This is a genomic window from Dietzia sp. DQ11-44 (assembly GCF_014145205.1).
Taxonomy (GTDB): Bacteria; Actinomycetota; Actinomycetes; order Mycobacteriales; family Mycobacteriaceae; genus Dietzia; species Dietzia natronolimnaea.
Genome location: NZ_JAALEC010000667.1, coordinates 1 through 13,538, shown reverse-complemented (window position 1 = coordinate 13,538; position 13,538 = coordinate 1). Strand labels below are relative to the sequence as shown.

Sequence of the window (13,538 nt, the reverse complement as noted above, 5' to 3'; positions counted from 1 at the left end):
CTGGTCCTGGCCCAGCCCGGCCCCGCGCGCACATGGGCCGTGGCAGTCGTGCGTCACGGACGTCTGGCCGCCTCGGGGATCGTGCCGGCCGGGGCCGCCCCCCTCCCCGTCATCGACTCACTCAGGGCGGGCGCCACGACCGTGCGACCCGGACCCGGGCCGTTCTCCGGCGCCAGCGCCTCGGAGATCCGGAACGTGCACAGATGGATCGACTCCGCACCCACCCGCATCGTGTCGGTCGCGGGTTGCTGGGCCCTCCCCGTCGACGGTGCCCACACTCTGACCGCATGGGCGGATCGAGCCGAACGGGCGGCCGCGGAGACGAGCAGAGCAGGGATCAGTCCCGCGCGACGCTGAAGGCCGCCCACCTGTCCAGGAGTCCGGCCGCCTCGCCGTCGTCCACCGCCCTCGCGGCGCGATCCACCGCCGACGTCATCGCGGTCACCAGGTCAGCTCCCGGCTCGAGTCCGTCGAAAGCCACCAGCGCAGCCGCGGAATTGAGCAGGACGGCATCCCTGACGGGGCCCTTCTTACCCGCCAGCAGGTCCCGGGCGACGCCCGCGTTGTGCTGCCCGTCCCCCCCACGCAGCTCCTCGATCGCGCACGTCGCCATCCCGAAGTCGCCGGGGGCGATCTCGTCCTCCTCGATCCGGCCGTGCGAGACGCGCAGCACGCGGGTCGGCCCGGTCATCGTGATCTCGTCGAGGCCGTCGGCTCCCCGCACGACGAGCGCCGAGCGCCCGCGGAGCGCGAAGACCTCCGCCATCACGGTCATGAGACGGTCGAAGGCGCACCCGATGAGGTTGGCCGCGGGGGCCGCGGGGTTGGTCAGGGGACCCAGGATGTTGAAGACGGTCGGGATGCCGATCTCCCGCCGTGGCGCGGCGGCGAAGCGGAGGGCGGGATGGAACACGGGGGCGAAGCAGAAGGCCACACCCACCTCGTCGACACACCGGGCGACCTCCTCCGGGCCCAGGTCGATCGCCACCCCGAGAGCCTCGAGGACGTCGGCCCCTCCGCTCTTCGATGACGCCGCACGATTACCGTGCTTGACCACGGGCACTCCGCAGGCGCTCACGACGAGGGCGGACATGGTGGAGATGTTCACCGTTCCCTGCCGGTCCCCGCCGGTCCCGACGATGTCGACGCAGGGCCGGGAGGTCGGCACGCGACGCGAGTAGTCGAGCATCGTGGAGGACAGGGCGTCCAGTTCCGGACCCGTGACACCCTTCATGTCGAGCGCGACCCCGAACGCCGCGATCTGCGCATCCGTCGCGAGGCCCTCCATGATCCGGGACATCGCCCAGCGGGCGTCCGCCGGTTCCAGGTCCTCACCCGCCGTGAGCGTGCCGAGTACCCCGGGCCAGGACCGGCCCTCGTCGAACGCTGCAGAACTCCCCACGTGTCCCGACCTCTCTCCCTGGATCCCGGCGGTCCGTCACCGTCCGACCGCACAGTGACAATCGTGCCACCAGCCGCGTCGTCGGTGCCCGCGGACTCCCGTCACGGGACCCGTTCCCCCAGCCGCAGAAGAGCCTGAGAAGGCCCTGATACCCCTGCACGGGGTGCGTCCCCTGACGGGTTACCGGGGAGTTCTAGGAACGACCTGCGAAAACGCTGTGGGGACACGCCGAAATCGGGGGTCCCTGCAGCCTCCGCCCACCTCAGGGGTCATACTTGGCCTCGTGACGAGCGCAGTGGATAACTCAGGATCGGCAATGGCTCAGCGCGTTCATTCGCTGAACCGGCCGAACATGGTCAGTGTGGGCACCATCATCTGGTTGTCCCAGGAGTTGATGTTCTTCGCGGGGCTGTTCGCGATGTACTTCGTCTCCAAGGCGAACTCGGGAGGTGACTGGCCCTCCTACCCGACGCACCTCAACGTCCCGTTCGCCCTGACTATCACGGCGATCCTCGTGGCGTCCTCGGTTACCTGTCAGATGGGCGTCTTCGCCGCCGAGCAGGGTGACGTCTTCGGTCTCCGTCGCTGGTACATCATCTCGGCCCTCATGGGCACGGTCTTCCTCATCGGTCAGGCCTACGAGTACGTCATGCTGTACCTCGAGGGCACCACGATCTCGTCCAGCGTCTACGGGTCCGTCTTCTTCATCACCACCGGTTTCCACGGCCTCCACGTGGCGGCCGGCGTCCTGGCGTTCGTCGTCCTCGTCATGCGGACGACCATGTCCCGGTTCACTCCCGCCCAGGCCACGGCGGCCATCGTCGTGTCGTACTACTGGCACTTCGTCGACGTGGTCTGGATCGGCCTCTTCGTCACCATCTACTTCATTCAGTAGTCAGCTGGCCGCAGGACGCTGCGTCCAGCAGGTCCCAACTCCAAAGGGAACTCATAATGAACTCACCTCACCCACCCGCTGCGGACACGCCGTCGCCGGAGCCCGCGGTGAATCCGGCGCGCCCGGTCTCGTCCAAGCGTCGCCGTAAGGCGACCGGCGCGCTCGTCATCGCCGCCGGTCTCCTCGGCGCCGGGGCCATCGCCACTGCCGTCGTTCCCGATCCCCAGGTCGCGACGGCCCAGCAGGACCAGGCCGCGCTCATCGCCGAGGGCAAGCAGATCTACGACGTCGCGTGCATCACCTGCCACGGAATGAACCTGCAGGGTGTCGAGGACCGCGGGCCCTCGCTCGTCGGCACGGGCGCGGGCGCGACCTACTTCCAGGTCCATTCCGGTCGTATGCCGGCGGCCAACAACGAGGCCCAGGCCGAGCGCAAGAAGCCGCGCTACAGCGAGCACCAGATCATCGCGCTCGCGGCGTACGTCCACCTCTTCGGCGGCGGTCCCGAGATCGTCACCGATCCCGACGGGTCGATCGCCCAGGGGTCGCTGCGCGGTGCCTCGGGCGAGGCCCGCGCCGAGGAGATCGCGCGCGGTTCCGAGCTCTTCCGCCTCAACTGCGCCTCCTGCCACAACTTCACCGGTCGCGGCGGAGCGCTGTCGGCGGGCAAGTACGCCCCCATCCTCGACCCTGCCAACGAGCAGGAGATCTACCAGGCGATGCTCACCGGTCCGCAGAACATGCCCAAGTTCTCGGACCGTCAGCTCACGCCTGACGAGAAGAAGGACATCATCGCCTTCATCAAGGACACGGACTCCAAGGTCTCGCCCGGCGGCTACGCGCTCGGCGGACTCGGCCCCGTGACCGAAGGTGTGGCCATCTGGCTAGTCGGCATCGTCGCCCTCATCGGTGCGACCCTCTGGATCGGATCCCGTTCATGAGTGAGACCCCCAAGAACCCGTCCCCCGCGGACCTCGACCGGATGAGCGACGCCGAGCTCGTCCGGTTGGGAACCGAACTCGACGAGGTCGACGTCCGATTCCGCGAGAACCGGTGGCCGGACGGTGTCACCACGCGATCCGAGAAGCGTGCCGCACGAGTCGTCACCACCTGGTTCGCACTGTCCGCGGTCCTCGCGCTGGCCTTCGCCGTCATCTACATCGCCTGGCCCTGGGAGTACCGCGGCCAGGGCGAGGACGGCTACTGGCTCTACATGGTGTACACGCCCCTCCTCGGCCTGACGATCGGCCTGTCGATCCTCTTCCTGGGCTTCGGTGCGGTGCAGTTCACCAAGAAGTTCATCCCCGAGGAGATCTCGGTCCAGACCCGTCACGACGGCCCGTCGGAGGACATCGACCGCCGGACCCTCGTCGCCGGGCTCAACGACTCCTGGAAGACCTCGACCCTGGGTCGCCGCAAGGTCATGGGCGGCTTCCTCGGAGCGAGCGTCGCCCTCATCGGTCTGTCCGCGATCCTGCCGCTCGGTGGCATGGTCAAGAACCCGTGGCGCCGTGGGGAACTCACCATCGCCGGAGACGGCACCCTGCACACCACGGGGTGGACCCTCGCGTCCGACACCCGCCCGGACGGACTCCCGGCCGAGAAGGTGTACCTCGGTCGCGACACCGGCAAGGTCTACCCGGACGGCCATCCCCCCGCGGGAGAGGGGCGCCTCGAGCGCATCCACGTCGAGGACCTGGCGGCCGGTGGACTCGAGTCCGTGTTCCCGCTTCCCGCGAGCGCCCTGGGCGACTTCGAGGAGCACATGCACTCCATCCACGGCGTGCGCAACTCGGTCATGCTGATCCGTTTCCGCCCGGCGGACGCGGCCCGGGTGATCAAGCGCAAGGGCCAGGAGAACTTCAACTACGGCGACCTGTACGCCTACTCGAAGATCTGCACGCACCTCGCCTGCCCCACCTCACTGTACGAGCAGCAGACGCACCGCTTCCTCTGCCCGTGCCACCAGTCGCAGTTCGACGCGCTCGAGTACGCGAAGCCGGTCTTCGGCCCCGCCGCGCGCGCACTGCCGCAGTTGCCCATCGCGGTTGACAACGAGGGTTACCTCGTCGCCAACGGTGACTTCATCGAGCCGGTCGGACCTGCCTTCTGGGAGCGTCGTTCATGAGTAACAACACCAAAATCGCCGCGGTCGGCAATGCGCTCGACTCGCGGTACACCATGGCCAAGGGCATGCGCCGGCAGATCAACAAGGTCTTCCCCACGCACTGGTCGTTCCTCCTGGGCGAGATCGCCCTGTACAGCTTCGTGATCCTGCTGATCTCGGGCGTGTACCTCACCCTCTTCTTCGACCCGTCGATGTCGAAGGTGATCTACCAGGGCGCCTATGCCCCGCTCAACGGCATCGAGATCTCCCGGGCCTACGAGACCGCGCTCAACATCTCTTTCGAGGTGCGTGGCGGGCTCTTCGTCCGGCAGATCCACCACTGGGCGGCGCTGCTCTTCGTCGCCTCGATGGTGGTCCACATGATCCGCATCTTCTTCACCGGTGCGTTCCGTCGCCCGCGTGAGGCCAACTGGGTCATCGGCTGCGTCCTCCTGCTGCTGGGCATCGTCGAGGGCTTCCTCGGCTACGGCCTGCCGGACGACGTCCTGTCGGGCACCGGCCTCCGGATCACCTCCGGCATCATCGTCGGGCTCCCGGTGATCGGTACCTGGATGCACTGGATGATCTTCGGCGGGGACTTCCCCGGCGACCTCATGATCCCGCGCTTCTACGTCCTGCACGTGCTCATCATCCCCGCCATCATCCTGGCCCTGATCGCCGCGCACCTCGCGCTGGTCTGGTACCAGAAGCACACGCAGTTCCCCGGGCCGGGCCGCACGGAGAACAACGTCGTCGGCGTCCGGATCCTCCCGGTCTTCGCCGTCAAGTCCATCGCGTTCGGCGCCATCACGGTCGGCATGCTCATGCTCTTCTCGGGCCTGTTCACCATCAACGCGATATGGAACCTCGGGCCGTACAACCCATCCCACATCTCCGCCGGCTCGCAACCCGACTGGTACATGCTGTGGACCGAGGGCGGCGCCCGCGTGATGCCTGCGTGGGAGATCTACCTGGGCAACTACACCATCCCTGCCGTCCTCTGGGTGGCCGTGATGCTCGGCGCCATGGTCGCGGTGATGTTCCTGTACCCGTGGATCGAGGCCAAGCTCACCGGTGACACCGCGCACCACAACCTGCTCCAGCGTCCGCGCGACGTTCCGGTTCGTACCGCCGCCGGCGTCATGGCCATCACGTTCTACGTGATCCTGGTGTTGATGGGATCCAACGACCTCATCGCGTATCACTTCAACATCTCGCTGAACGCCACCACATGGGCGGGCCGGATCGGTCTGATCCTGCTGCCGCCGGTCATGTACTTCTTCACCTACCGTCTCTGCCTGGGTCTCCAGCGGGCCGACCGGGAGGTCCTGGAGCACGGGATCGAGACCGGCATCATCATGCGGATGCCGCAGGGCGAGTTCGTCGAGGTCCACCAGCCGCTGGGCGGGATGGACGAGCACGGTCACGCGGTTCCGCTCGAGTACGCGGGTGCCAAGGTGCCCACGAAGATGAACCAGCTCGGTGCGGCCGGCCGGCCCCCGCGGGGCGCACTCACCGCCGACCCCGTCGACGAGGTGCGTCATCTCGACGACGCCGATCACGGCAAGCACGACCGCGAGCACTCGATGCTCACCACGTTGCAGCAGGAGAACCGTACGCGTCGCCACGACGAGCACTGATCCACCGCTGACACCCGACCGCGGGCCGGAGCTCCGAGAGGAGTTCCGGCCCGCGGTCGTCTCGCCTCCTCCACCGGGGGCGAGTGATCTTTCGGGAGCGGGTGATCTGTCGGGGGGTCGACGTCGCGGGCCGCGTGACACCGGCCTCACCCCGGCGCCTGGGACGTCCTCCTCATGGGACGGGTTGGGCCGGAGGCCCGTGGGACCACCCGGGAGGTGCGGTCACCGTGCCCGGCCACCCGCGAGAGGTGGCGGGCGCTCCGGTCACCGGGCGACCGGAGCGGGGTTCACCGGCAGCGGCTTCCCGGCCATGTCGGCCACGGCCCGGAAGGCCATGGTCATGCCCGACCCCAGGGGGACCCCGGGACCCGGGTATGCCTCACCGGACACCGACGCCGACGAGTTGCCGGCGGCGTAGAGGCCCGGGATCGGTGCACCGTCGGTACCCACCACGGCCCCGTTCGGGTCGATCACGGCACCACCCTTGGTGCCCAGGTCCCCCAGCACCAGGCGCACGGCGTGCAGACGATCGCCCCCCAGGGGCCGCAGGCATTCCTCGGCAGTGGAGGCGCCGAGGAAGAACCTCCCGTACGGATCCTCGCCCCGTCCGAAGTCGTCATCTCTGCCCTGCGCGGCATGGCCGTTGAACCGGGTGACGCTCTCGGCGAGGACGTCCGGATCGATACCGATGGCCTGGGCCAGCTCCCCGATCGTCGCTGCGGTGTGCCAGAGCCCGGCCGCCCGCAGCTGCTCGGGATCAGGGGCGGGGACGCAGATCGCCGGATACCCGCCCGCCTCCGAGTCATCGAAGACGAACCAGAACTCCTCGCCCGCTCCGTCGTCCATCCGGGCGTGCATGCGACGGCCCATCTGGTCGTACGGCAGGAGTTCGTTGGCGAAGCGACGACCTGCGCCGTCGACGATGATCCCGGAGCGGAAACCGAGGGTGAACGCCGCGTGCCCGTTGGGGAACAGTGTCGCCGGACACCACCATGACTGGTCCAGCAGGTCGAGTCTGGCCCCGACCTCGTCGAACATGCGGACGGCGTCCCCGGAACCGGTATCCGGGTGGGAGGCCGACCAGTCAGAGGTCGGCATCCGCTGCCACCGTCGACGCAACTCCGTCGACCGCTCGAATCCGCCCGCGGCGACGAGTACGCCCCGCCGTGCGCGAATCGACCGCAGGCCCGAGCCCTCTCGCACCTCGACCCCCACGACCCGCCCGTCGTCGTCGCGGATAAGTCGCTCCGCAGCCGTCGACAGCCAGAGCTCGGCCGACTCCATGCCATCCAACGCCAGCACGAGCCGGGCGACCCAGGCGCGGCCGCCCTCCAACCTGGCGGTGTCCTCCGGGGAACCGAACTGATCCGACGGCACCGAGGAGCGGATATCTCCGGTGCGCTCACCCACCTCCTCCCCCTTGATGGGCTTGGGGTAGATGCTTCGACCCACCTCCTGGCGTCCGGGTGCGTCGAAGTAGTCGGGGAACGCCTGGAATCTCGTAGGGATCCCCAGCGTGTCCTGGAGGAAGTCGACGACCATCGGCCCGGTGTTCAGGTACGCGTCCTGCAGGTCGTGGTCGGTCCGGTCGCCCACGACGGCGCGGAAGTAGGTGCGGCCCGTGTCCACCGAGTCCTCCAGCCCGTCGCGGGCGAGGACGGCGTTGCCGGGCAACCACACCGCGCCGCCCGAGTACGCGGAGGTGCCCCCGAAACGGTCCGTCTTCTCGACGAGACAGGTCGACAGCCCCCGCGAGGCCGCCGCGGCCGCGCCGAAGAGCGCCGCGACGCCCGATCCCACCACAACCACATCGAACTCTGCATCGAACGTGCCGGCCTGCGTCGTCACGGGCTCTCCTCATCTCGTCGTCACGGGCACACGGCCCGGACACCGGCCGTGGGCCGACGCCTACTAGAACACGTTCTACACTAGCTTCCCGGCGCGTTTCCGTGGCCCGACCGGCGGGTTTCGTGACACCTCAACGTCGTGCGGGCATGATCGCGGTGTGACGCGCAACGAGGTCGAACACACCGAGGACGGTCGCTACATCGTGGTCAGGGGGAGGCGATGGAGGGCCACCGATCCGTCGATCCCGGACACGCTCAGGACCGAACTCGTCTCCGCGCTCATGACCGGCCGCCGGCTCGTGAAGTCCGAGGGTGACGCCGCGCGGGTGATGGTGCACGACGCCAAGACCGCGCTGGGCGAGCGCGGCGACCCCTGGTGGGATCCGACCGAGGAGGGGACGCGGAACCGGTTGGCCGCGACGATCCGAACGCTGCTCCGCTCCCGCGGCGAGGGCTCGATCTGCCCCAGCGACGCCGCCCGCACGGTGGGCGGCGAACAGTGGCGCGAGCTCATGGACACCGCCCGACAGGTCGCCCTGGATCTCCGAGCGGACGGCGTCGTCGCCATCACGCAACGTGGCCGGGTCGTCTCCGGAGCCGACATCCGAGGCCCGATCCGCATCGTGGCGGCGGACGCGCTCGACTTCCGGCCACCGACGGACGGCAGCGTGGCACGGAACTGAAGCTACCAGCCGGTAACCCCCGCCATGTCGCGGTTCGCGGCCTTGTACGATCACTTCTGGTAGGAGACATTCACCAGATCGCCCCGTCCCCCTCTCACGGCGGGTCGTCCAATGGAAAGGCATACACCCTTGCGTCGCACAGTGTTCAACGAAGACCACGAGGCCTTCCGCCAGACCATCCGCGCCTTCATCGAGTCCGAGGTGTCCCCCCATTTCCAGGAGTGGTTCGACGCGGGCATCGTGCCGCGCGAGTTCTACTACAAGCTCGCCGATCTCGGGGTCTTCGGCATCAACGTCGACGAGGAGTACGGCGGCGCCGGGATCAACTCGCACAAGTTCGAGGCCATCCAGTCCGAGGAGACCGCCCGGGCGGGCGTGAACTTCGGTGGATCGGGCGTTCACGTCCTGCTGGGCCTGCCCTACATCAAGGCCCTGGCGACCGAGGAGCAGAAGCAGCGTTATCTGCCCAAGTTCGTCTCCGGCGAGGAGATGTGGGCGCTGGCCATGACCGAGCCGGGCACCGGCTCGGACCTCGCCGGCATGAAGAGCACCGCCAAGCTCTCCGAGGACGGCACCCACTACGTCCTCAACGGTGCCAAGACCTTCATCACCGGCGGTGTCCACGCCGACCGCGTGATCGTCTGCGCCCGGACCGCTCCCCCGCGCGAGGACGACCGTCGCTTCGGCATCTCCCTCCTGGCCGTCGACACCAAGCTCGCGGGTTACTCCGTGGGACGCAAGCTCGACAAGGTCGGTCTGCGCACCTCCGATACCGCGGAGCTGGCCTTCAGCGACGTCAAGGTCCCTGTCGAGGACCTGCTCGGCGAGGAGAACCGTGGTTTCTACTACCTCGGCCAGAACCTGCCGTCCGAGCGCTGGGGAATCGCGTACGGCGCCTACGCCCAGGCCGCGGCCGCGGTGCGCTTCGCCAAGGAGTACACCCAGCAGCGCACGGTCTTCGGCAAGGAGGTCGCCTCGTTCCAGAACACCAAGTTCGAACTCGCCGCCTGCCAGGCCAAGGTCGACGCGGCGCAGGCCGTCGCCGACCGCGCGCTCGAGGCACTCGACGAGGGAGAGCTAACCGCGGCCGAGGCCGCATCGGCCAAGCTGTTCTGCACCGAGATCGCGGCCGAGGTCATCGACCGTTGCCTGCAGCTGCACGGCGGATACGGGTTCATCAACGAGTACCCGATCGCCCGCCTGTACACCGACAACCGGGTCAACCGGATCTACGGCGGGACCAACGAGGTCATGAAGACCATCATCGCCAAGGACATGGGACTGTAGTCCCCCACCGGGCCTGATCCGGGCCGGGACCTGCGCGCCGCGCGGGTCCCGGCCCGAGCTCGTTCCCGGGTGATGCCCCCGACGTCGGAGACGCCACGACCGCGGGTTGCCGACATGAGTCCCGGCTTCGGGCGGTGATCCGTGAACAAACGAAGCCCCCACCGCGTCTCGCGGTGGGGGCCTCGTGGGGTCTGACCGTCGGTCAGTGCTTCTCGCGGCCCCAGTGGTACTCGAAGACCAGGGCACAGGCGGTGATGATCAGCGCGGTCGCGCCACCGAGCAGCACCCACCAGTTCCAGAACGCCGCGCCGAAACCGATGATGAGGATCGAGAAGGCGATGAAGAACGGCCAGAAGCTGTGCGGGCTGAAGAACCCGAGCTCGCCGGCGCCGTCGGAGATCTCCGCCTCCTCGTAGTCCTCGGGAAGCGTGCTGATGCGCCGCGCCACGAAGCGGAGGTACCCACCGATCAGCAGGCACAGCCCGGCGGAGAGCACGAGAGCCGTGGAGCCCACCCACTCGATACCCGTGCGCGAGGTGCCCGTGAGGTAGGTGTACGCGATGGCCAGGATGGCGAGGAAGACCACCAGTCCGTCGAAGATTCTTACTGTTGCGTTCATCGTGCAGGAGCCCTTCGCGTGATACCGGGAGAGACGTCAGTTAGCGGATGCGTTCTCGATGATGTTGTTCTGGTCGCGGGTATCGCTGCGGCCGGTCTTGAACGGTGCCGTGGACGTGGAGTAGGGCTCCTCGCCGATCGACGCGAGCGCCTCCGCGTTGGACGCGGTCGGGTTGTCCTGGCGGAACTGGATGTACTCCGCGAAGGCCTCCGGCGACACCGCCCTGAGCTCGAAATTCATCATCGCGTGGTACGCGCCGCACATTTCGGCACACCGTCCGACGAAGGCGCCCTCACGCTCGATCTCCGCGATCTGGAACATGCTCAGCTGCTGGTTCTGGCCGGGGTGCGGCATGACGTCGAGCTTGTAGATGAACTCGGGGATCCAGAAGGAGTGGATCACGTCGGCCGCCGCGAGGCGGAACTCGACGCGGGTTCCGGTCGGCAGTACGAGCACCGGGACCTCTTCGGAGGTGCCGACGGTCTCGATGTCGTTGAAGTGGAGGTACGACTTGTCCTCGGCGAGGCGACCGTGGATCGGACCGCCGGCGGCGGGCTCCCCGTGGTGACCGAGGGCCATGCGCTGCTCCTCCGAGAGGACGCCGGCCTCCTCGGCCGCACGCTGGGCCTCCTCGTTGGTGCCGTCCTCGATGGACACACCCGCGACGTCGACCTTGTTGTACCCGAACTTCCAGTTCCACTGGAACGCGGTGACGTCGACCTTGACGCCGACCTCTTCCTCCGGCCGGAGGTCGAGGACCTTGTTCTGCGTGATGACGGTGAAGTAGAAGAGCACCGAGATGATCACGAACGGCACCGCCGTGTAGACCAGCTCGAGCGGCACGTTGTACGCGGTCTGACGCGGGAACTCGCCGTCGTCGTTCTTCCTCTTGCGGTGGAAGGCCATGGTCCAGAAGATGAGGCCCCACACGAAGAACCCGACGACAAGCGAGGTGATGACGGTGATAGTCCAGAACTCCCTGATGGCGATGCCCTCGGGCGTGATCCCGTTGGGGAACCCGAAGTTCATGGTCTGGTTCCACCATTTGTTGTCGGTGTGGAGGCTGCAACCGGACAAAATCAAGCCCAATGTGCCGAGCGACACCGCGAGTGCAGCCCTGCGCGTCCGACGACGCCCGTCACGCTGTTCCACCATCACGCCTTCCTGATCAGCGGCACCGACCACGTGGCCGGGACACTTAGGAATCGTAGACCACGGCTCTCAGTTTGGAAGCCGCGGGTCCCGGCATTTCACCGAACCCACCCCTCCGCCGTCCGGCGCGGCGGGCGGGAGCCCCGGGACCAGTAGTATTCGAACCCATCGTGGCCCGCAGACGCGGGTTCTCCCCCACCCCCGACGACGATCGACGAGGTACCCGACGAATGTGTGGCCTGCTTGGTCTGCTCACCCCCGACGGCTCCGCCCGCGCCCAGGAATCGAGGGTTCTGGGCGCGATGGGGTGCCAGCGTCTCCGCGGTCCGGACGAGGTGGGGACCTGGGTCGACGACGACCTGGCGTTCGGCTTCAACCGTCTGTCGATCATCGACATCGCGCATTCGCATCAGCCGCTGCGCTGGGGTCCGCCCGAGGCCCCCGACCGCTACGCCCTGACGTTCAACGGGGAGATCTACAACTACGTCGAACTCCGTGCGCAGCTGCTTGAGGAGTTCGGTGCCGAGTTCCGGACCGAGGGCGACGGGGAGCCGATCGTGGTGGCGTTCCACCACTGGGGCCCCGCCGCCGTCCGCCGGCTCCGCGGGATGTTCGCCTTCGCGATCTGGGACACCGTCGAACGCACCCTCTTCGTGGCCCGCGACCCCTTCGGGATCAAGCCCCTCTACATGGCGACCGGTCCCGGGGGCACCGCGTTCGCGAGCGAGAAGAAGTCGATCACCGAACTGATCGACCTCCTCGCCGTCGACACCTCTCTCGACACCCGCGCCCTACAGCACTACGTCACCCTCCAGTACGTCCCCGAGGACGAGACGCTGACCCGCGGTGTCCGCCGCCTGGAATCCGGTTGCCACGCGACCCTCTCCCCCGGCGCCGCTCCGGTGATCGAGCGCTTCTTCGAGCCGACCTTCCCCGTGGTCCCTGTCGCCGACGGCGATTCCGAGCGCCGCTACGAGGAGATCGCCGTGGCCCTCGAGGACTCCGTGGCCAAGCACATGCGCGCCGACGTCACCGTGGGTTCGTTCCTGTCCGGCGGCATCGACTCCACCGCCATCGCCGCGCTCGCCCGGCGTCACAACGAGAACCTCCTCACCTTCACCACGGGGTTCGAGCGGGAGGGTTACTCGGAGGTGGACGTGGCCGCCGAGTCCGCCGCGGCGATCGGTGTGGAACACATCGTCAAGGTGGTCTCGCCCGAGGAGTTCGCCGCCGCGATCCCCGAGATCATCTGGTACCTCGACGAGCCGGTCGCCGATCCGGCCCTGGTCCCGCTGTACTTCGTCGCCCGCGAGGCCCGCAAGCACGTCAAGGTGGTCCTGTCCGGCGAGGGCGCGGATGAGCTCTTCGGCGGATACACCATCTACAAGGAGCCGCTCTCGCTCGCACCGTTCGAGAAGATCCCCGGTGGCCTGCGCCGCGCACTGGGAAGGGTGAGCACGCGGATCCCCGAGGGCACCCGTGGAAAGAGCCTGCTGCATCGCGGATCCATGAGTCTCGAGGACCGCTACTACGGCAACGCGCGCTCGTTCTCCGAGGACCAGGTCCGCTCGGTCCTCACCGACTACCGTCCCGAGTGGAGCCACCAGGACGTGACGGCTCCGATCTACGAGCGCTCCCGCGGGTGGGACCCTGTCGCCCGGATGCAGCACCTGGACCTGTTCACGTGGCTCCGCGGGGACATCCTGGTCAAGGCGGACCGGGTCACCATGGCCAACTCACTCGAGCTGCGCGTGCCGTTCCTCGACCGCGAGGTCTACGAGGTCGCCTCCCGCCTGCCGTACACGGAGAAGGTCGCTCACGGGACCACCAAGTACGCGCTCCGCAAGGCGCTCGAGCGGATCGTGCCGGCGCACGTGCTGCACCGGAAGAAGCTCGGCTTCCCGGT

Annotated in this window: 11 protein-coding genes and 1 pseudogene; 8 read left to right on the top strand and 4 right to left on the bottom strand. The window is 68.0% G+C overall.

Annotation, left to right across the window (positions count from 1 at the left end; genetic code table 11):
• Positions 1-357: pseudogene (locus tag G6018_RS17175) on the top strand (hypothetical protein); the annotation flags it as partial.
• Here the strand turns inward: G6018_RS17175 and trpD are convergent.
• Positions 338-1,402: an anthranilate phosphoribosyltransferase gene (gene trpD / locus G6018_RS15315; protein ID WP_182610020.1), complete on the bottom strand. Its 1,065-nt coding sequence runs from the start codon at positions 1,400-1,402 to the stop codon at positions 338-340. The pseudogene G6018_RS17175 and the gene trpD sit on opposite strands and share 20 nt — an antisense overlap.
• A 283-nt stretch (positions 1,403-1,685) precedes the next feature.
• Here trpD and G6018_RS15310 point away from each other — a divergent pair, with 283 nt between their 5' ends.
• The 4 genes from G6018_RS15310 to G6018_RS15295 are packed head-to-tail and all read left to right on the top strand — an operon-like array spanning position 1,686 to position 6,044.
• Positions 1,686-2,297: a heme-copper oxidase subunit III gene (locus G6018_RS15310; RefSeq protein WP_182610021.1), complete on the top strand. Its 612-nt coding sequence runs from the start codon at positions 1,686-1,688 to the stop codon at positions 2,295-2,297.
• A 56-nt stretch (positions 2,298-2,353) separates the two neighbouring features.
• On the top strand, positions 2,354-3,238 hold the full coding sequence (locus G6018_RS15305) for a cytochrome c (RefSeq protein ID WP_182615678.1): 885 nt from the start codon (positions 2,354-2,356) through the stop codon (positions 3,236-3,238).
• Positions 3,235-4,425 (top strand): ubiquinol-cytochrome c reductase iron-sulfur subunit, encoded by a 1,191-nt coding sequence (locus G6018_RS15300; protein ID WP_182610023.1) that lies wholly within the window; start codon positions 3,235-3,237, stop codon positions 4,423-4,425. Before G6018_RS15305 ends, G6018_RS15300 begins: the two co-directional genes overlap by 4 nt.
• A complete protein-coding gene (locus G6018_RS15295; protein ID WP_182610024.1) occupies positions 4,422-6,044 on the top strand; it encodes a cytochrome bc complex cytochrome b subunit in 1,623 nt (540 codons plus the stop codon). The genes G6018_RS15300 and G6018_RS15295 overlap by 4 nt, the downstream gene beginning before the upstream one ends.
• Positions 6,045-6,308: 264 nt before the next feature.
• On the opposite strand, the gene G6018_RS15290 is transcribed toward G6018_RS15295, so the two are convergent.
• A complete protein-coding gene (locus G6018_RS15290; protein WP_182640073.1) occupies positions 6,309-7,892 on the bottom strand; it encodes an FAD-binding protein in 1,584 nt (527 codons plus the stop codon).
• Between the two features lie 157 nt (positions 7,893-8,049).
• Between G6018_RS15290 and G6018_RS15285 the strand changes: the two genes are divergently transcribed.
• Together G6018_RS15285 and G6018_RS15280 are read left to right on the top strand one after the other, a co-directional pair.
• Positions 8,050-8,574 (top strand): DUF3253 domain-containing protein, encoded by a 525-nt coding sequence (locus G6018_RS15285; protein ID WP_182640072.1) that lies wholly within the window; start codon positions 8,050-8,052, stop codon positions 8,572-8,574.
• Between the two features lie 129 nt (positions 8,575-8,703).
• Positions 8,704-9,861, top strand: coding sequence for an acyl-CoA dehydrogenase family protein (locus G6018_RS15280; RefSeq protein ID WP_179525029.1), 1,158 nt, complete (start codon positions 8,704-8,706; stop codon positions 9,859-9,861).
• Between the two features lie 202 nt (positions 9,862-10,063).
• Here the strand turns inward: G6018_RS15280 and G6018_RS15275 are convergent, their stop codons facing one another.
• Complete coding sequence (locus G6018_RS15275; protein ID WP_179525028.1) at positions 10,064-10,480, bottom strand: cytochrome c oxidase subunit 4; 417 nt, start codon at positions 10,478-10,480, stop codon at positions 10,064-10,066.
• A 36-nt stretch (positions 10,481-10,516) separates the two neighbouring features.
• On the bottom strand, positions 10,517-11,635 hold the full coding sequence (locus tag G6018_RS15270; RefSeq protein ID WP_179525027.1) for a cytochrome c oxidase subunit II: 1,119 nt from the start codon (positions 11,633-11,635) through the stop codon (positions 10,517-10,519).
• Between the two features lie 227 nt (positions 11,636-11,862).
• Between G6018_RS15270 and asnB the strand changes: the two genes are divergently transcribed.
• Positions 11,863-13,538 (top strand): asparagine synthase (glutamine-hydrolyzing) (gene asnB, locus G6018_RS15265; RefSeq protein ID WP_182640074.1); only part of this gene is annotated, 1,676 nt, incomplete at its 3' end.